General features: G+C 53.5%; 17 protein-coding genes. 16 read left to right on the top strand and 1 reads right to left on the bottom strand.

Features of this window, described 5'->3' with window-relative positions:
* Positions 1–17 precede the first annotated feature (17 nt).
* The 16 genes from murI to PVT68_RS01400 all read left to right on the top strand — a co-directional run bounded on the left by murI (position 18) and on the right by PVT68_RS01400 (position 19,088).
* Complete coding sequence (gene murI / locus PVT68_RS01475) at positions 18–881, top strand: glutamate racemase (protein ID WP_280320802.1); 864 nt, start codon at positions 18–20, stop codon at positions 879–881.
* Positions 882–990: 109 nt separating this feature from the next.
* Positions 991–3,711 (top strand): PD-(D/E)XK nuclease family protein, encoded by a 2,721-nt coding sequence (locus PVT68_RS01470; protein ID WP_280320801.1) that lies wholly within the window; start codon positions 991–993, stop codon positions 3,709–3,711.
* Positions 3,708–4,766 carry an alpha/beta hydrolase gene (locus PVT68_RS01465; RefSeq protein WP_280320800.1) on the top strand — a complete coding sequence of 353 codons (1,059 nt, stop codon included), beginning with the start codon at positions 3,708–3,710 and terminating at the stop codon, positions 4,764–4,766. Before PVT68_RS01470 ends, PVT68_RS01465 begins: the two co-directional genes overlap by 4 nt.
* 5 nt (positions 4,767–4,771) lie before the next feature.
* On the top strand, positions 4,772–8,230 hold the full coding sequence (locus PVT68_RS01460) for a UvrD-helicase domain-containing protein (protein ID WP_280320799.1): 3,459 nt from the start codon (positions 4,772–4,774) through the stop codon (positions 8,228–8,230).
* A 316-nt stretch (positions 8,231–8,546) separates the two neighbouring features.
* A complete protein-coding gene (locus tag PVT68_RS01455; protein WP_280322565.1) occupies positions 8,547–9,614 on the top strand; it encodes a 3-deoxy-7-phosphoheptulonate synthase in 1,068 nt (355 codons plus the stop codon).
* 128 nt (positions 9,615–9,742) lie between these two features.
* Entirely contained in the window at positions 9,743–10,663 is a 921-nt protein-coding gene (locus PVT68_RS01450) for a hypothetical protein (RefSeq protein ID WP_280320798.1), read from the top strand.
* Between the two features lie 430 nt (positions 10,664–11,093).
* Positions 11,094–11,441: a hypothetical protein gene (locus PVT68_RS01445; protein ID WP_280320797.1), complete on the top strand. Its 348-nt coding sequence runs from the start codon at positions 11,094–11,096 to the stop codon at positions 11,439–11,441.
* Positions 11,442–11,913: 472 nt separating this feature from the next.
* The gene (locus tag PVT68_RS01440) at positions 11,914–12,318 is read left to right on the top strand and encodes a hypothetical protein (RefSeq protein WP_280320796.1); all 405 of its coding nucleotides are present in this window, start codon (positions 11,914–11,916) and stop codon (positions 12,316–12,318) included.
* 117 nt (positions 12,319–12,435) lie between these two features.
* The gene (locus PVT68_RS01435; protein ID WP_280320795.1) at positions 12,436–12,780 is read left to right on the top strand and encodes a hypothetical protein; all 345 of its coding nucleotides are present in this window, start codon (positions 12,436–12,438) and stop codon (positions 12,778–12,780) included.
* Positions 12,781–13,296: 516 nt separating this feature from the next.
* The gene (locus PVT68_RS01430) at positions 13,297–13,590 is read left to right on the top strand and encodes a hypothetical protein (protein WP_280320794.1); all 294 of its coding nucleotides are present in this window, start codon (positions 13,297–13,299) and stop codon (positions 13,588–13,590) included.
* Positions 13,591–13,744: 154 nt separating this feature from the next.
* Positions 13,745–14,014 carry a hypothetical protein gene (locus PVT68_RS01425; RefSeq protein ID WP_280320793.1) on the top strand — a complete coding sequence of 90 codons (270 nt, stop codon included), beginning with the start codon at positions 13,745–13,747 and terminating at the stop codon, positions 14,012–14,014.
* 165 nt (positions 14,015–14,179) lie between these two features.
* On the top strand, positions 14,180–14,608 hold the full coding sequence (locus tag PVT68_RS01420; RefSeq protein ID WP_280320792.1) for a hypothetical protein: 429 nt from the start codon (positions 14,180–14,182) through the stop codon (positions 14,606–14,608).
* Between the two features lie 133 nt (positions 14,609–14,741).
* Complete coding sequence (locus tag PVT68_RS01415) at positions 14,742–15,923, top strand: SEC-C metal-binding domain-containing protein (protein ID WP_280320791.1); 1,182 nt, start codon at positions 14,742–14,744, stop codon at positions 15,921–15,923.
* 88 nt (positions 15,924–16,011) lie between these two features.
* Positions 16,012–16,437, top strand: a complete 426-nt coding sequence (locus PVT68_RS01410) for an Sbal_3080 family lipoprotein (RefSeq protein WP_280320790.1) — start codon at positions 16,012–16,014, stop codon at positions 16,435–16,437.
* A 128-nt stretch (positions 16,438–16,565) separates the two neighbouring features.
* Complete coding sequence (locus PVT68_RS01405; protein ID WP_280320789.1) at positions 16,566–18,125, top strand: IS1182 family transposase; 1,560 nt, start codon at positions 16,566–16,568, stop codon at positions 18,123–18,125.
* A 198-nt stretch (positions 18,126–18,323) separates the two neighbouring features.
* Entirely contained in the window at positions 18,324–19,088 is a 765-nt protein-coding gene (locus PVT68_RS01400; RefSeq protein WP_280320788.1) for a hypothetical protein, read from the top strand.
* A gap of 110 nt (positions 19,089–19,198) precedes the next feature.
* On the opposite strand, the gene PVT68_RS01395 is transcribed toward PVT68_RS01400, so the two are convergent.
* A complete protein-coding gene (locus PVT68_RS01395) occupies positions 19,199–19,882 on the bottom strand; it encodes a winged helix-turn-helix transcriptional regulator (protein WP_280320787.1) in 684 nt (227 codons plus the stop codon).
* Positions 19,883–20,073: the final 191 nt, after the last annotated feature.

Here is a 20,073-nt window from a genome sequence, read left to right as displayed (position 1 = left end):
CGGGAGAAAAGTTTTACATGCCAACAGGAAACGGCCATTCTACCAAGGGCCCCAGCGCATTGATATTCGATTCCGGCGTCGGAGCCATCAGTATCGCGCGGGAAATCCGCCGCCAGATCCCCGGCCTCACCCTGCATTTCGGCATCGACAACGGCTTCTACCCCTACGGCAACAAACCCGAAGCGCTGCTGCGCCCGCGCATTGTTGAAGTGGCCAGCAATATGATGGCCGCCTGCGGGGCCGATATTTTGGTAGTGGGCTGCAACACCGCCAGCACCCTGGCACTGCCACAACTGCGCGAAGTACTGAGCCAGCCCGTGGTGGGTGTGGTGCCGGCCATCAAGCCCGCTGCGGCCAGCAGCCGAACCCACACCATCGCCCTGATCGCCACCGAAGGCACGGTAAACCGCCGCTACACCCGCGAGCTGATCGAAGAATTTGCCAACAGTGCGCGGGTCATCAACGTACCCGCCCCGGAGCTGGTCACCCTCGCGGAAGCCAAGTTGCAGGGTGAAACCATTACTGCATCCGATCTGGCACCCGTTATCGAGCACATTTTTGAGGTTCCCGGTGGCGAATCCGTAGACACTGCCGTGCTGGCCTGCACCCACTTCCCCCTGCTGCGCGACGAGCTGGCCGCGGCATCCCCGCGCCCGGTTACCTGGCTGGACTCCGGTGATGCAATCGCCCGCCGTGTATCCTGGTGGCTGGGCGAGCTGAACCTGGCACTGCCGCCAACCCCGGACAGCACCCAGTTGCTAACCAGCAGCGACGAGCACAGAGGGACGATCCTGCGGGCCTTTGCCGAGTTCGCGCCCGAATACCGGCATACTTCTACTCCAGTTAAACTTCGGCCCCAGTTAAACTCTGACCCCGGTTAAACTCTGACCCCGGTTAAACTCTGGTGCCGTAAACGCACAGTGCCAGACAACCAAGTCCTTCCGGCGCAGCGAAAAACGCAACGACAACAAGAATTCACAGCCACTGACCATGCTACAACCCGCATTTCCGTTTTTTCATATCCTTCAGCAATTGCCGGAGGGTGGTCTGCTGCTGACGCCCACCAACCGCCTGCGCAACCGCTGCCAGCAGGTTTACGGCACCAGCCAGCAGGCGAGCAAAAACTGGGCACCGCCCCCCGTTGAATCCCTGCAGGGCTGGCTCGACAAACTCTGGTTCCAGCTGCAGCAAAAACAGTGGCAACCGGCTATGTGTCGGGTACTGAACCGGGAGCAGCGGCAATTGCTGTGGCAGCAGTGTGTGGAAGAAAGCCTGGACAAGGGCCTGATCAACACCCAGCAGCTGGCAGGCAACTGCGATACCGCCCTTGCCCAGCTGATCCAGTGGAATCTTGTTACGGACCTCGCCGACACTGACCAGGCCATGCAGCCCCACTGGGAGAAAACCGGCCTGCTGCCGGATGACTTCCCCCTGTTCAAAATCCTGCCCAAGTTCCACCGGGAACTGCAGCAGCGCAACGCCATCACGCCAGACCAGCGCGACCTGCTGATTGCCCGCGCCTTCGACGAGGGCCAGCTGCCGAGGTTGCCGCAAATCTCCCTTGCCGGCTTTGTACAGAATTCCCCACTAGTGGATCGGCTGCTGACCAACGCCGCAGATTCCATTGAACGATTTGCGATTCCTGAAAAGTCGGACACTGCATTGCGGGTTGCGCCCTGCCACAGCCTCGAAGACGAACTGGTACAGGCGGCACGCTGGGCCGCGGAAAAACTTTCACAGGCCCCGGACAACAGCATCGGTATCGTGGTGAACAACCTCGGCCAGTGCCGGCCGCTGGTGGAACAGGTGTTTGCGCGGGTACTGGAACCCCAGTGGCTGGATCCCACCCAGCCCGCCTACACCTTGCCGTTCAACTTCTCCGCCGGCACCCCCCTGGCAAAAACGCCGGTGGGCGCCGCCACCCTGCAATTGCTGGAAAGCCTGCGCGATCGTTTCGATTACAGCCAGCTGCGCAACCTGCTGTTTTCTCCCTTCTGGGGCGGCGACAGCGCTGCCGAGCAACACCTGCGCAGTGCCCTGTTCCGCCGCCTGCAAAAGCAGGAACTGAAAGAAATCCCCGGAAACGTACTGCGCACCTGGGCGGAAAAGCTGGCCGCGGAAATCGCCCCGGACAGCGCACTACCGGCGCAACTCAACCAGCTCGGCGATTGGGTGCGACGCTGGCAACGGGCACCGGCCGAAATCTGGGCCCAGCGTTTTTCCGAACTGCTGCTGCGCCTGCAGTGGCCGGGCAAGCGGAACCCCAACAGTCAGGAATACCAGCAGCTGATGCTGTGGGAACAGGCGCTGGAAAGTTTCGCCGGACTCAGCGAATTCAGCGGCAGCCTGCCGCTGACCAAGGCCCTGCAGCTGTTGCGCCAGATCGCCAGCCGCACCCCTTTCCAGGCCGAGACCCGCGACGGCCCATTGCAGATTCTCGGAGTACTGGAAGCCGGCGGTCTCGCCTTCGACCATATCCGCCTGGTGGGCTTCGGCCAGCAACAGTGGCCAACACCTCCCGCTCCCAATCCCATGCTGCCGGTACTCTGGCAAAAGGACTGGAAAATGCCCCGCGCCAGCGCGGAGCGGGAACTGGAACTCGCACAACAACTCACCCGCGACCTGCTGAATGCCAGTGACGATATCGTGGTCAGCTATGCCAGCGAGGAAGACGGCGTGGGCCAGGCGTTGAGCGCTCTGTTCGGCGAGCCGGCAACGGCGAGCAGTATGCCCGGCGACGCCCTGACCGATTTCTACAATATTCTGGAGGAAGGCCCGGCACTGGAAAAAATCGGCGATACACAGCTGCCGGAACTGGGCAGTGATGAGTGCGCGCAGGTCCGCGGCGGCGCCGGCGTACTGAAAGCCCAGGCACTTTGCCCGATGAACGCACAGCTGCGCTATCGCCTCGGCGCGGAGGATTTTGCAGAACCCGGGCTGGGGCTGAGCGCGGCCGAGCGCGGCAACCTGATCCACGAAATGCTCGCCGCCTTCTGGACCCAGTGCGAAAACTCGCAAACCCTTGCGCAAATGTCCCCGGAGCAGCGAGGCCTGCAGATCGCTTCCAGCATCACAACCGCCATATCACGCCTGCAGAAAAAGCACCCGGAATTACCCGCGGCCTTCTGGCAACTGGAGCAAACCCGCCTGCGCGATATCTTCGAGCAGTGGCTGCCGCTGGAACAGGACCGCCCAGGCTTTGCCGTCACCGGGGTGGAATCCGATCTCACCGTCACCCTCGCCGGGCTAACCTTCACCCTGCGACTGGATCGCCTGGATACCCTGCATGAAGGCGAACAGCTGGTGATCGACTACAAAACCGGGCAGACCTCGGTGAATGACTGGCTTCAGGACCGCGTGCGGGAACCCCAGCTGCCGCTCTACGCCCTGTTTCAACCACAAGCGAAAGCCATCGCCTTTGGCGCAATCAAAAATGGCGACTGCAAATACCAGGGTTGCGGGGAGCTTTCCCAGCCCATCAATGGCATCAAGTCCGTAGCAGACAGTCAGAAAAGTTCAAAAGATGAAGTGCCGGAAATCATTCAATGGGACCAGCTGAAACTGCACTGGCAACAGGCCCTGGAAACCCTCGCCACCGAGTACCGCACCGGCTACGCCGCGCTGGATTTTGATCGTCCCGCCGACAATGACAGCCAGAGCGCCCTGTGGCCATTGAACCGCTGGCCGGAGCGGGAGCAGGCAAGCTCGTGATTAACAAGCGGCAGAAAAACTCCCACGAAGGGCGCGCGACTGCATCACTGCTGTGTGCGCTGATTTCTCTACTGTCAGTGTCACTGGGCGGCTGTGCCCAGATGGTCACCTCATATATTGAAGCGCGCAGTATCAGTCCGGAAGACGCCACAAACGCATCAAAAGAAGTACTCGCAGAAATGAGCAAGGGCGGATTCAGCGGATTTTCCAGCGAGGAATATTGCCCGGAAGGAAGCCTCCCGTGCCTGCGCTACCTGAAAGCCGGCGCCGCGCCGATCAGTGAAATCGAAGAACTTGCCTACGACTTCAAGCTGCAGAATCTCGCCGCCGCTGCGGGCGAACGCATTTCTCTGCAATTGTCCCGCAAGGACAGCGCGCCGTTTCAAGGCCTCGTAGTACTGCTGCACGGCTTCCGCGCCGCCAAAGAAGACATGCTGGCAACCGCCATTTATTTCCGTTTTCTGGGATTTGATGTACTGGCTCCCGACCTGCTGGGTCACGGCGAGTCGGAAGGCAGACTAGGTTTCGGGATCACCGATGGTGAATACCTCAATGAATTGCTGGATGCGCAGGCGGGTCCGTCACGCCCCATATTTCTGGTAGGTAATTCCATGGGCGCCCTCGCCGCACTAGAGCTCACTAAGCACCGCACGGATATTACCGGCGTTATTCTGCAGGCGCCGATGCTGCCCTTCGACGAAGCCGCAGTGCGGATCGCCCGCCAGTTCTCGCCACTGCGCTCCGCGCTGATTCCCGACAACAGCATTCGTCAGGGCGCCATTACGGCACTGGAACATCGTGGCCTCACGATTGCCGACACCGATATCCGCCCCGCACTGACAAAATCCGCAGTGCCCATTTTATTGCTCGCTTCGCCAGACGATACGGTGTCGCCGCTCTCCTATTTCTCCGATATCCAGGGCCCACAGCTTTCGGTCGTCCAGATCCCGGAGCGCAGCCATTTCGGCATGGCCCTGATCGGCCAACAACAACACGCAACCATTCACGCCTGGTTACAAACCACCCGTGAACACCCAGAACAGCAGCCGAATTGAATAACATGACGCAAACCCCGCCGCCAGCGAATCAACCCGTCGATGCCGAAGCCCGCGCGCAGGCGCTGGATATTTCCCAGAGTTTCGCCGTCTCCGCGCCGGCGGGTTCCGGTAAAACCGGCCTGCTGACCCAGCGCCTGCTGAAACTGCTCAGCGCCTGCCAGCAGCCCGAAGAAGTGCTCGCCATTACCTTCACCCGCAAAGCCGCGGGAGAAATGCGCGAGCGTTTATTGCACGCACTGCTGGATGCCCGCGACAACCCCGAGCCCGACAATCCTCACGGTCGTGTCACCTGGCAACTGGCCCGGGACCTGCTGGCACACGACGAAAAACAGCAGTGGCATTTGCTGCAGAGCCCGCAGCGGTTGCGCATCCAGACCATCGACGGCCTGTGTCGCAATATCGCCAGTCAGCTCCCCATCGACAGCGGACTCGGCGCCCCCGGGGAACCGCTGGAGCAGCCCGCCATCGCCTATGAAATGGCCATCGCCAATCTGCTGAAAAAGCTGGAGCAGGAACAGCTGGACGAAGATCTCGGCCGCCTGCTGTTGCACCTGGACAACAACCTGCCGGAGGTTTCCGGGCTGCTGCAGACACTGCTGGAAAAGCGCGAGCAGTGGTTGGAACCGTTGCTCTCGGTGCACAACGAGGAAGCCGAGGATTACTTCACCTTCGTAATCCACGAGCTGATCCGGGAACAACTGGAAACCTTCGGCAAATCCCTCGGCAGCTTCGCCGGAGAATTGGTGCAACTGGCGGGCTACGCCGGCAGCAATCTGCAAAAAGAAAAACCCGAACATATCGTCAGCGCCCTTGCGGGTATTGCGGCGTTACCGCCCTGCTCCGATGAAGGCCTGCCGCAATGGCTGGCACTGGCAGAGCTGCTGGTTACCGGGACAGGCACCTTCCGCAAGTCCATTTCCAAAACCATTGGTTTCCCCCCGGCGGACAAAAAGTCGCCGGACCCGGAGCGAGCCAAGGCGGCGAAGGATGCCATGACCGCGTTGCTGGCAGACATCAGTGAAAACACCGAGCTGCTGCAGATCGTCACCGAAGTCCGCACCCTGCCCAGCGGCATGGACGACAACCAGTGGCAAATTCTGCGCGCCCTGGCGAGAGTGTTGCCGCTACTGGTAGCGGAACTGAAACTGGTATTCCAGCAACTGGGCAGCACCGACTTTACCGAAGTGGCCCAGGCCGCGCTGGTGGCCCTGGGAGAAAGCGACTCTCCCACCGATGTAGCACTGAAGCTGGACGTACAGCTCCGCCACATTCTCGTCGACGAATTCCAGGATACCTCGCAGCTGCAGCTGGAACTGCTGCAGAAACTGACCGCCGGCTGGGAGCCGGATGACGGCCGCAGCCTGTTTATCGTCGGCGACGGCATGCAGTCCTGTTACGGATTCCGCAACGCCAACGTGGGCATTTTTCTCGATGCGCGTAACGAAGGTATTGGCGAACTGCCGCTGTCGCCGCTGAATCTGCAGGTCAACTTCCGCTCCAGTAACGCGGTGGTGGACTGGGTCAACCATACCTTCCGCCAGGCCTTCCCGCGAAAGGACAATATCAGCCGTGGCGCCGTGCGCTATCTGGATTCGGTCGCCTTCAAACCGGAAATCTGGGGCGCACCACCGGTCAGTTTCTATGGCTGTATCGACGACGCAGAGCGATTGCAGGAAGCCGAAAAAGCCGTAGACATTATTCAGTCCCTGCAGGCCACCGCCCCGGACGACAGCATCGCGATCCTGGTGCGCAATAAAAAGCACCTGCAACAGATACTCCCGGCACTGACCCGCGCGGGTATCCCCTACCAGGCCCAGGACCTGTCGCCACTGGCGAGCAAAATGGTCGTGCTCGATTTGCTCAGCCTGACGCGCGCATTACAAGACCCCAGTGATCGCATCAGCTGGCTGGCTGTGCTCCGCGCCCCCTGGTGTGGGCTGACGTTGCCAGATCTTTACGCGGTAGCAAATCACAACGGCGCCGAGCTGGGCGCCCGCGATCCCCGGGTACCGCCGGTCCTCAACAGTCTCGGCGAACTGGACCAGATCACAGGCCTGAGCGAAAGCGGCCGCAACCGCCTCCAACTCTGTGCCGATCTGCTGCTAAACAGCTGGCGGGAACGGGGGCGCAAACCCCTGCGCGTATGGGTGGAAGGCCTGTGGCTGGCCCTCGGTGGGCCGGCGACGGTGGCAGACAAAAAAGAGCTCAGCAACGCGGCAGACTTTTTCCAGTTGCTGGAGAAATACGATCAGGGCGGCAGCATTGCCGACTGGCCCGCGTTCGAGCAGGCTCTTGAAAAGCTCTTCGCCCGCCCGGCCCAGGAAGCCAAAGTACAGGTGATGACCATTCACAAGTCCAAGGGCCTGGAGTTCGACCACGTATTGATTCCCGGACTGGATAAAACCGGCGGTGCCGGCGGCAGTGACCAGCTGCTGCGCTGGTGCACCTGGCTGAACAGTGAAGTGGAAACCCGCTTCCTGCTCGCACCCAAAAGCCCGCGCAGCGGCAAGGACCCGCTCTACGCCTATGTGAAACACGACAACAGCGAGCGCGAACGCCTGGAAGGCACCCGCCTGCTCTACGTAGGCTGCACCCGCGCCATCCACTCCCTGCACCTGCTAGCCAGCGTCAAATCTTCCGACAAGAAAAACGAAGACTACAAAGCACCCGCCTCCGCATCTCTGCTGGCCAGCATCTGGCCCGCACTGGTGGAAAATCCGGATAACGGCTGGTGCCACTGGATAGAAACCGATGCCCTCGCGGAAACTTCCGAACGCGCCGATTACAGCTACCTGCTGCGCCTGCCGGAACACTGGCAGCGCCCGGCGCACCCGCGACAGGACTATCTCGCCCGTTACCGGGTGGACGTGCTTGAACAGAAAGAGGACGACGAACCCAACCTGCCGGAACTCGGCCAGGTCCAGCAGCGCTGGTTTCGCCACGCAGGAACCGTGGCCCACGAAAGCCTCGCCACCCTGGCAGAATCACCACACAGGCTGGCGGCACCACCCGCGCAACTGATCGAAGAGATGCGCCCCCTGTGGCAACTGCGACTTTCGCAGGCCGGCCTCAACGGCAGTAATCTGGAATATGCGCTGGAGAAAGTCGAACAGGCCCTGCTCCGCACCCTGAACTGCAGCACCGGCCGCTGGTTGCTGGATGCCGGTCACCAACAGGCGGCGGCGGAACTGGAAATGCATAGCGGTGGCCAGCAGTTGCGACGCAATATTGTCGACCGCACCTTCGTGGATGCCGAAGGCACCCGCTGGATCGTCGACTACAAAACCGCGGAGCCCGCGGCGGGCGAACCCGAAGAGGCATTTGTCGAATCCCAGCTGGAACAGTACCGCAAACAGATGGATAACTACCGCCGGCTGTTCTACCAGCGCGGAGAAAAGAATATCCGCTGCGCGCTGTATTTCCCGTTGCTGCAGCGTCTGGCAGAGCTCCCACCCGAATAGCCGTCCCAGGCGCTTCAATGTCGGTTGGGCGACGCAATACGTGCCCAACCGTCAATTTAACCGGGAACTACTCAGAGCCCACCCCATCCTAATCCCCCAGATAACGACCAATGATCCCGCAATCTCATCCCAGAAACCCCACATCAACCAAGACAAACCTCCCCCAACCGCCCAAAATCCGTGACGCGCAAATTTGTTTCAAATGAAACCCTAGCCCTACCCCCGGCCACTGGTTAGCATAACTGCCCCGCAGTCACACTTTGCGGGCAAGGAAGACCCTTTTATTACAATTAGCAGTGACAGTGACACCATGACCATGCAGCAGTTCGACGACTTAAATGTCCTCTCCCAGGACATTCTCATCACTCCGGAAGCGCTGAAATCGGAACTGCCCGTCAGCGAGGCTGCCGAAGCATCCGTAGCCGCCGGCCGCGCCGCAGTGCGCGACATTCTCGACCGCAAAGACCATCGCCTGATGGTGGTGATCGGCCCATGCTCCGTACACGACGTAGACGCAGCCATGGACTATGCGCGGCGCCTGAAGGCGCTGTCTGACCTGGTCGCCGATACCCTGCTGATTGTCATGCGCGTGTATTTTGAAAAGCCCCGCACCACCGTGGGCTGGAAAGGCCTGATCAACGACCCGTACCTGGATGACTCCTTCAAGATCGAGGACGGACTGCACATCGGCCGCAAGCTGCTGCTGGATATCGCCGAACTGGGTCTGCCCACCTCCACCGAGGCACTGGACCCCATTTCTCCCCAGTACCTGCAGGACCTGATCTCCTGGTCCGCCATCGGCGCGCGCACCACCGAATCCCAGACCCACCGGGAAATGGCCAGCGGACTCTCCTCCGCCGTGGGCTTCAAGAACGGCACCGACGGCAGCCTGGAAGTGGCCATCAACGCCCTCCAGTCCACCGCCAACCCGCACCGCTTCCTCGGTATCAATAAGGAAGGCCAGGTCGCCATCATCCACACCGCCGGCAACAAATACGGCCATGTGGTACTGCGCGGCGGCAACGACAAGCCCAACTACGACTCCGTCAGCGTCGCCATGTGCGAACGCGAGCTGGAAGCCGCCGGCCTAGTGCCCAACATCATGGTCGACTGCAGCCACGCCAACTCCAACAAAAACCACGAACTGCAGCCGCTGGTAGTCGACAACGTCACCCACCAGATTCTGGATGGCAACAAGTCCATTATCGGCATCATGGTCGAGAGCAATATCAAAGCCGGCAACCAGAAAATTCTCGCCGACCACAGCCAGATGGAATACGGCGTATCCGTAACCGACAAGTGCATCGACTGGGAAACCACCGAGAAGCTGCTGCTGAGCATGACCGAGCAACTGCGCAATACATTGAAGACACGCAACGGCTGAGGCTTAACGGTCTCCTGCCCCTCTTCGAAAAGGCCGGAAAATCCGGCCTTTTTTTATAGCCATACTTTTTATATACAATGCGCGCCTGAACTGCGGTTGCCGCAGCCAAACGCAATGAGGTAATAACCATGAACAATGACAACCCATCATTCACAAGAGTCGAAGACAGCGGCAACGTGTGGCTGGCCCAGAATACAGCGCAAGACGCCGAGCTGAGCGATCACGGCATCACCCCAACCGTACTCGACACCGAAGCAGCCGTCGGCCAGGCGATGCTGAATGAACTGCTTGAAACCGCCGCCCAGAAAGACGGCGATATCAATATCGCGCTCCTCGGCGGCCGCGGCGCCCAGGCCCTGCACCGCCTGCTGGGTGAACTGGCCAAAACCTCAGAACAGGACGAACTGCTCGGCCGCCTCAACGTATTCACTCAGGACGCCCTCGCCCCCATGAGCATGGGCAACTGCTTCAGCTTCGTGCGGGACTTCGAGCGCATCCTGGGCCCGGACTTTTTCAAAAAGATCAAAAGCTTCACCCCGATGCAGACAGATACCGACGATCTGGAAGCCGGACTGATCGCGTATCTGAACAAACTGGAATCCCTGGGCGGCCTGGATATCTTCTTCATCGGCCACGGCCCGGAAGAAAACCAGGCCTCCCACCTCGCCTACATCAAACCCTTCTCCGGCGCCCAAAGCGACCATGTAGCCGGTGTAATCCCGATTTCCAGCAGTATCCTCGAGCACCATATCAGCAAGTTCAAAGCTGGCGGCAGCGCGGTGAATGAACAGGATGAAGCAGAATGTCGGTCTGCCGAGTACATTCTTACCTTGGGTCCGGCGGCGATTCTGCAAGCGAAGAAGGTTGTGCAATCTGTTGTGGATGTCGATACAGCACCGGCGAAGGTGCAGACTTATGCGAATGTGCTTAATACGCGACTGAGTTCAGACAAAGATGAAGCGTTGCAGCAATTGAATGCGAATCCTGGACTGTGGATCAGGCTGCACCCGAATACCAAATCTTTTGTGCTGCCGAATTTGGGGCTGTAATAATCACCCAATACTTTTAAATATGGCCCATAAGGGCTAATTAGGAATTGAATTAATCAATTCAACTCAGAAGGGTCGGTATTGCCGGCCCTTTTTATTTACCAACAAGCGGTTTAAGCCAATTTACAGACTGGCAGCAAATATCAAATAAAGTTATAAATACAACAGAAAAATGATCACCACACCCACTATCTAGCGTGGAATCTGGGCACAGAATATTTTTCCCCAAAAAACAAATACTTATATCCTCGCTAAAACAGGCCGGATAGGGGGCATGGCGACCACTTTGCCGCTTGGAAAACATACACAATGAGACGCAAATAGCCTGACTGATATGGGATTCAAGCAATTTGGATAAGTATTCGACGGAAAGATAGTGATCACCAGAAATACGATCACGATACCCACTATATAACTGTTAAGCATCAAAATGAACTACGGATTTACTAAACTGGCAACCAACTGGAATGAAAAGGAAATGAATGGTATCGGCGTTCGTTTAATCAAAGCCATTCTGTTCTTTGTTCCACGAACTAACCCCGATCAGGAAAAGCTATATCCGTCTGTGGCCAAGTGGCTCATCGAAATAGACGAAAGCGGAATTCCAATACGAGAAATAGGAATGGATAAGAACAACGCCCCTTTATTTGCCGCTCCAAATAACCGCAATTTTGGGCTCTGGACAGACAGTAACAAGAGATTTGAAGTTGGAGAGCTGGAGCCATCTACCAAAGAAGAGTTTGAGTCTCTCTGGCAAAGAGTGGTGCAAAATGCTTAACAAGGCGCTGTTGTCGCCGCTATCGCGGCTGGGACAGCCTACGCGTTGCTCCGGCTGCCCCAAAGCTTGGCGTTATGGTGCCGGTCAGTATTTTTGGGTTTTTCGTGGTTGCTGAAAATTCAGTGCCACTAAATAGCATCCAATGTTGAGCCGCTTTGGCCGGTTGCTATTCAAGCTTGTTCGTTCCTAGAGTGTTTGCTCGGGTTCGGCAGAATAGGGTAGTCCGCAGCATTATCGTGGAGTGCCAGTAAGATAATAATTTGGTGGGGAAAGTGCGGTATTCTTTCCTCGTAATATTCGGGCAGTGGCCAGCCAAGCCGTGGCTGGCAAAGTGCTAGTAGGTAATCCGGAGCGCGTCAGCCATAACCAGGCTAGGCAGGCTCGCCCATCCCCTTCGGGGCTGGGCTGGACGTCCAACGCTACGCGTCGGCCGCCCCTGCTAGCAACGTTATGGCAATCGAGTAGAGAGAGCATGGAAGAAGTCATTTCTTATGTGAGCCTAGCAATAGGCGTGGCAAGTTTCGGATTTGCGGTTTATCAAACCAATGAAAAGAGAAAGCTCAACGAGTATGTGAGAGCGAATAATTGGTTCAATTACCAGAGAATGGAAAATACTAACGGAACTGTTCAGTTGGCCAAACGCCTTTATCTAGAGAAACATAAAGATAACCTCGTTCCAGAGTTGCTGGATCGCCTATCCATGGCTGATGCGCACGGGCAAGAGCTGCTGAAAGAGTCGATTCGGCAAATACAAATCGCAGAGCCTTCATTTAGATCAAAAGATATTGAGCGCTGGAAGAAGGAAGGAAAGATTTCCGAGGCCAAAGAGAAGCTGTTTACTCAGTTTTCCATAGACGCGGAGCTATCAGCGCCATAACAATGCAATGCAGCCGACGTCTTACTTTGTGCACTTTTTGCACGGTCGCTGCGCTCCCATTTTCGTGCAAAAAGCACAAAAAGTAAGCCGCGTCTGATTGCGGCGTTATGAGTCGAGATGACCTCCGAAGAGTATAAAAATATTTGTAGTAAGGTGAGTACATTCAGGGTTTCTGATCTTGAAGATACCTTATCGCTACTGCAGCAAAAGAGATCTTCTGAAGCTTCAATTGTTGCTACAGCAATAAGCCAGGGAACAGTGGAAAAGCCGGCAAAGCATAAAGGAAGTTCAATTAGCGAGTTTTGCGTAGTTACATGTACTCTAGAAGAAGCTACTTCAATCGTAGATTTTCTAATTGAAGCGGAGGCTTCCGCTGTTTCTAAAACAGGTCAATCCACAGCGGCTGCCGGCAGGTTCGCTGATCTCGTAAACAAGTGGGCGAGCTTTCGTAGTTCGCTATAGTGGGGAACTCATAACAAGCAGCGGCAGAGCGACAGCCAACGCTACGTGCTTTTTGTGTTACTCGCTGGCGCTCAAACATTAACACAAAAAGCGCTCCGCGCTGGCTGCGCCTGCGCTGGGCGTTATGGTGCCGGTCGGTAAAAATTAATATTTGTGCCGTGGCAAGTTTGGCTCACAGTTTTGGCGTCCAACATTTGGCGTTTTTGCCACGGCACATTCAAGCAGTTTCGTTCCTAGAGTGTTCGCTCGGGTTCGGTAGAATTGGGCAATTCCGCTGCAGTATTTTGGCGTGGCTCTAAGATAAAAATAGATTGGGGAAAGTACGGTATTCTTTCCTCGTAATTTTCGGGCGGTGGCCAGCCAAGCCGTGGCTGGCAAAGTGCTAGTAGTTGGTCCGGAGCGCGTCAGCCATAACCAGGCTAGGCAGGCTCGCCCATCCCCTTCGGGGCTGGGCTGGACGTCCAACGCTGCGCGTCGGCCGCCCCTGCTAGCAACGTTATGTGTCCGGCATAGAAAATGAAGAATAGAGTCACACCAGTTTCTGTAATATTTTTCGTTCTTTTTGCGTTATCTGTTCTATTCGGGTTTGCATATGAAGAATGGGATGGTCTCTGCGGCCACAAAAAAGAGTTTGGTTTGTTTCCATTCTATCGTGTAGGCACACCAACAGATCCATCCGGTGAGTGTTCGACTGGGGTTATTGTTAAAGGAGCAATTCAAACTTCTGCTGCGTTAGTGTTTTTAACAATATTCGCATTTTCTGCTCGGCGGAAACTCAAAAGGAGGTCAGGTGCGAGTAGTGGCACATAACAAGGCCGGGCAATTTGCTCCGGGCCTGCGGCCCTCCGCGGGACAGCTTACCTTGTGCACATTTTGCGCTGGTCGCTACGCTCCCATTTTCGCGCAAAACGTGCACAAGGTAAGCTGCCCCTGCCGGCGGCGATAGTGCATAAGGAAATCTAGATTGTCAATTTACGTAAGACGTGAATCAGATAATGAAAGAATTGCCTGGATAGCTAGAGATGAGTGGGAGCTTCCCGCGCAAGTTGAGAGCTTAGAAAAGTGGCTCATTGAAAATGAAGAAAAATTACCCTCGGCAAGTTATATCGCTGACATTGGTTTTAGCATGAGAGAAAACGCGTGCGGCGGCGGTGCAATTTTAAGCGTTCGAGCTATGTCAATAATGTCTAAGCTGGGAATAAAGCTGTATCTTTCAGAGTATCCAGATGAATAGCGGGCGCATCTGCACTAACAAGGCCAGGCAGTTTGCTACGGGCCTTCGGCCCTCCGCGGGACAGCTTACCTTATGCACGTTTTGCGCGGGTCGCTGCGCTCCCATTTTCGCGCAAATCGCGCACAAGTTAAGCTGCCCCTGCTGGCGGCGTTATGAGTAATCCAGATGATTAGAAAATTATTGAGAAAATGGGATGGATTGCAGTTTGATGCAATGATCAAGCAGAGAGTTGAAACGGCAAAATGGTCACTGGATAAGCACGGACAACCTACTGAGCGCGACATTGATGTGATATGTACAAGGTTTGCAAAAGAAATAGTGCTCAGAAACTTGAAAAAGGAAGATCCAAGTCAGGTTGAATTGATTAAAAAGAAAATTCAAGATGCAAGAATTGGCATTCAAAAAATGTTCATGGAGGATGGTCATAGCCATGAATTCAGCAATGTTCTTTCCTATATATGCGTCGGCTGGGATTGGGATGCATATAAAGATAGAAACCTTAAACACAATTTAACAATGAATTACCTCCTAAAAAAGCATACTTTTGCCGGTGCTTTTTTTAAAGAATCCATGCTCTTTGATAAAAGCTCATAACAAGCAGCGGCAGGGTGACAGCCAACACTACGCACCTTTTGTGTTACTCGCTGGCGCTCAAACATTAACACAAAAGGTGCTCCGCGCTGGCTGCGCCTGCGCTGGGCGTTAAATGTTCGGAGATATTGAGCGCATGGATGATATTTCTAAACAGATAAGCGAAATGATTAAAGGATTTAATGATGAGTCAAAAATGAGATTTGCTCATGCAATCCTGACCGCAGCACAAACTAAACCCGATGAGCCATGTTGGTGCAAAAGCGGAAAGTCCTTCAAAGACTGCCATCTTGATAGAGAAAGTAAGAGAAAGGTTAGCGAGGGTGAGCTGAGGAAAAACCTGTCTAGAATATTTGATTCAAAAAAATTCTGCTGTGCATCTTTCGATAGAAAGAATTGTGACCTTCCCATCAAGGGAGCGCATACAGTTCAGAGAGGGAGGGTACTATCTAGCTTTTGTAAAGATGGTCATGTAGGAACGTTCTATAGAAATACTAACGGTTTTGAAAATGTAAGAGATATAAAGTCGGGAGTAAAAAAGCAGGCATCAATATTTTATGGGTTTTGCAGCTATCATGACACCGAGCTTTTCAAGAATATTGAAAATATCGAGTTTTCTATATCTTATGAAAACTGTTGGGCAAGTTCATATCGTGCCGTGTGCCATGAGCTTTACCAAAAGAATGCTGCAAAGGAAGCTGTAGAATGGCAAATCAACAACATTGATATGGGCTATAGGTTAAGCGACCAGATAATTTTACAAGAAGAATTGTGGTTTTTAAAAAGAGATATATATAAAGGGTTTGGCGATATAGACTCAATAAAAGAAAAGTACGAGGATCTATATAAAAAAAGTAATTTTGATTTTTTAAAATCCTATGTTATTGAACTGGATGCCCCTATCTCTGTAGCTGTATGCGCGTCAATTTCTCCTTATTACAAAGTCGATGGCACTAAATTTCAGAATTTGGGTGATCCTTCATACAAGTTTCAGCATTTTTCATTATCAACGGTAACGATTAACGGTAATGCGGCGTATATTATATCTTACTTGGAGGAGCACAGTGTTATTGGTGGCTACCTGTTGGATGTCTTCTCGCGTGATACAAAGTTTATTAAGGACTGGCTTTTTAAATCTATATTTGCGTACGCAGAAAACGTGTATTTTGATCTTGATTGGTGGGATTTGCTCGATAAAAAAGCAAAAGAGACAATATATAATTTGGCTATGACCGAAAATTATACTAAGCCATTTGAGATAGATGGCGAAGTCTCAAAAGATGTCTCTGGGTCAATATCGTCAGTGACCCACATTTAACAAGCGCATGTTGTCGGACTGCTTTTCCGCTGCGCTCCAAATCAGCCGCAAATGCGGGCGTTAGCACTCAAAACAAACCGGAGATAAAATGAAAAAAATAGCTCTATTAACGGCAGTAACTTTTTTCGCTGGCTGTACCGCAATAGATGTGAAACAAGTAGACTCTTCGCATCAAATTGATCATGTTTGCTTTGAAAACAACCCAAAAGTCATCGTTGCAGATTTTGTGAGCACTGTAGAGGATGTTTTCCATGATCATCATATTACGACAGAAGTGTACTCCGGCCGAAAGCCAGAACACTGTAATTTTAAACTTACATATACGGCGCTTAGATCCTGGGATTTTTCTCCCTATCTGAGTCACGCCGAGCTTAGGTTGTTCAAAGGTCGTGAGCGAATTGGCTATGCTGAATATCACCTGAATGGCGGTGGAGGCTTTGCCCTAAACAAATGGGCAAGTGTAGAGAGCAAAATGACACCTGTTGTAAATCAGCTGTTGGCTCAGTACAAATAAGTGCCAACAAGGCCAGCCAGCAGGACGCAGCAGAGCTGCGCCTCTGCTGGCGGCGTTGAAACTGTAGAAAAACTCCCGATTCCCGACGTTTTTCGATAAAATCTGGCATCGCACAAAGGATTGTTGTCATGCCGAACTTTAAAAGGTACAGCTACGCCCAAAATGCCATGGTGGTTGTGGATTTTGAGCAACAAATCCGCCCGGGTACCTTCGAGTTTACCTTGCACCAGCTGATTGAAAACCACATCGATCTGTCAGCTTTCTACGATAAATACAATAATGACGCTGGTGGTCGTACCGCCTACGACCCGGCAATTCTGCTGAAGATTATTCTCTTCGCCTACTACCATGGTGTGCGCTCCAGCCGCGATATTCAGTGGGAATGTGAGCACAACATCCTGTTTAAGGCCCTGTCCTGCGATACCGTTCCCCACTTTACGTCCATTGCCAGTTTTATCAGCAGTTACCCCGATGCCATCGCCAATGTGTTTGAGCAGGTGCTGTTGGTGTGCGACCAAGAAGGCCTGATCGGCCATGAACTGATTGCCATTGATGGCTGCAAGATCGCCTCCAATGCCTCGAAGGAACACTCAGGCACACTGGAAGAGTTGGCACAAAAACGCGACAAAATATATCGCCAGATCAAGCAGTGTATGCGAGAACATCAGAAGCTTGACCGGCGAAAACCCAGGGATAGAGAACGCAAAGATCAGGTGGAGCAAGCCATCAACACACTAGGCAAGCACTTCCACAAGATCGACCAGTTCCTAAAGACCGCCGCCCCAAGGATGGGGCAGAGAAAGCGGCCAAAAGAAGTAAAGAGTAATATCACCGACAACGAGTCGGCCAAAATGACCACCAGCAAAGGCACCATTCAGGGGTATAACGGTGTGGCAGCGGTCGACAAAAAACACCAGGTTATTGTGGACGCCCAGGCCTTTGGCGAAGGTCAGGAGCACCATGCTCTGAAGCCTATTATTGAAGGTGTTCAGAATCACTATAAAAGAAGCGGCATTGACGTAGACCTCGTTGGCGAGGACGTAGTTATCACTGCAGACACCGGTTTTGCCAACGAAGCCAATTACGCCTGGCTGAAAGAAGAAGGCTATAACGCCTATGTACCGGACAACCGGTTCCGCTCGCGGGACCCTAAGTTCACGGGCCAGAAAGCCAAGCACGGCAAGCGTCACCGCGACACAGTAAAGGGCGTCAAACCCACCATACCCGCAGCAGAGTTTAAGCTGGATAGTGAAAATAAGCTGTGCTGGTGCCCGGAAGGTAAGTTGCTGTGGTTATACCATGAGACCATCGATGAATACGGTAAGCAGAAGCTCTACTTCGAAGGCAATCTGACCGATTGCCGTCACTGTCCGCGCAAGCATGAGTGCATGCGCAACCCCGAATCACCTGATACGCGGGAAGGCCATGGACGGCAAGTGTCGTTTACGGTAAATACCCATCATTCACCCATGCGCTGGATGCAACGGCGGGTGGACAGTCGGTATGGCAAACAGGTTTATGGCCATCGCATGTCAGTGGTTGAGCCGGTGTTTGCCAATATCGGTACGCAAAAAGGACTGAATCGGTTCTCCTTGCGAGGAAAAAATAAGGTGCAAGGCCAATGGCAATTGTACTGTATGGTGCATAACATCGAAAAAATTGCCAATTACGGATCGATAGGAAGGTAACTGAGAGAATATCGACTTATCACAGAGGGATCGTGGTCTGTACGCACAATAGTTGAATATTTCAAATGGTCCTGGTCGATATTTGTCGGATCAATATTAAAGAAGGAGTGCTGTAGAAACTATTTTTCTTGGAAATGTTTTTCTACAGTCTCGTTAATGGTCTGAGTTACCCACAGAAAGGTCGAATCAAGGAATATTATGACCGCTTTTGCTTTAGGACTATTGGCTGTATCGGGCTGTTTACTTGGTGCGTCTTCGCTACAAGCGATCAAGGAGATGGAAGTGTCAATACTAGGCTTCCCTATCGATCGGGCATGCGGCTATTTAGGTGTCATATTATTTGCAACTGGAATTGCGCTGATCTTTGTAAGATGGGCCATATGGTCCCTCTTGTATTCGTTTGGCCGCTTGCGAGACAGTCTTCCAGAATTTCTAGATCCGGTTTATATGGCTAGACCCGCATCAAGCATGGAATTAAAACTTATCTTTAATATGGGTGAAGATTTATTTGAAGGCGGTGTATCGTCAATTAATCAAATGAAGGCTTGGTATAAAGTAAACCCTAATATTTTTTGGGTGCTTAGGAGAAAAGGTGAAGGGAAACGAGACCCCATCAGAGGATACTTCTGCATTATTCCTCTAAAGGCGGAAGCTGTTAAACTTCTAAAAGAAGAACAAATTACTGGGCAGTCACTTACAGCCGCTCATATAAGCAAAGAGATAAACCCAAAATCTGTATATGTCGGTGCGATAGCCGCGAAAGGGTTTAAGTCCAAAGGTGCCGTACTACATAAAATGTTAAATCAGATTGAAATGCTTAAACAAAAAGGTACAAAAAATGTATTTACACGACCAGTCACTAAAGACGGCGTCAGACTAGTAGAGAAATTTGATTTTTCCTGCATTGGTTACGGTGAAGGTGCAAAAGGGAAGCTTCATCACCTTGACCTGCTATGTTTTTAAACTAACAAGGCACTGCTGTAGGTCATGATTCTCACCCGTTTTAACGGCTACAAAAGTAGATCACCGACTACCGGGTTTAACCAGCAAGCTTTACTGGCGGCACATTTCGTTTATATCTGTCGAGCAGAAGGAATCCCCGAAAAAACACTATCCGAAATCCAACTCTGAATATTCCGTGTAAGCGCCGAAGGCCCTACGAGTTTCATACGGCTATCCGCTACCGCTTCCCGATAACTTTCATCCCCCATCCAGCAATTCACCATGGTGCGCAGGTCTGTGGTCAGGTAAACGTCGACATCCTGTCCAGGATCTTCTAGGCATATATCCACATTGGGGCCTTTGACGATCAGCCACCAGCTGTGAAGTTTCTGTAGATCGGTGAAGCGAAACTGGATGACGGATTGATCCCCCGGCAACATGTCCGTTTTGATACTGCGCTGCAGGTAGAGCATCAGTAGCTCTACATCGAGCTCGCTGTCGCGGATATCACCGCGCGCCCAGCGCATGCCCCATTCACCCACCAGCCGCAACATCGGCAATGTCTCCTTGCCGGCCTGGGTGAGGAAATATTCATTGCCACGCTGGCCGGGAATCTTCTTCCGCAGGACGAGTTCGGCGTCAGAGAGCTCTTTGAGGCGTTTGGTGAGGATGGTCGGAGATATTAAAGGCAGGCCGCGCTGTAATTCGCTGAATCGCGTGCCACCCATATGCAGTTCGCGCAGAATCAGCATTGTCCAGCGTTCGCCAAGCAGATCCATCGCTTTGGCTATGGGGCAGAATTGACCGTATTCCATGGTTTTCTCCGCTGCAACGGGCGTTGCAGGCCATAGTTTGTGATTTGTAGCTGGTTACTACAGAAAACGTAGTGGAATACTACATCTCGCAAAGCAATGAAAACAAGCCTCTCCCCTTAATCTACTCCTATCGGAACGCGGTGTTCTGATCATTCATCAAACACGAACTTGAATCTGAACTTAGGAGAACC

The sequence above is a fragment of the Microbulbifer bruguierae genome, from assembly GCF_029869925.1.
GTDB lineage: Bacteria > Pseudomonadota > Gammaproteobacteria > Pseudomonadales > Cellvibrionaceae > Microbulbifer > Microbulbifer bruguierae.
Note: the sequence above shows the minus strand (reverse complement) of the source record. Positions and strands in the feature narration are given on the sequence as shown.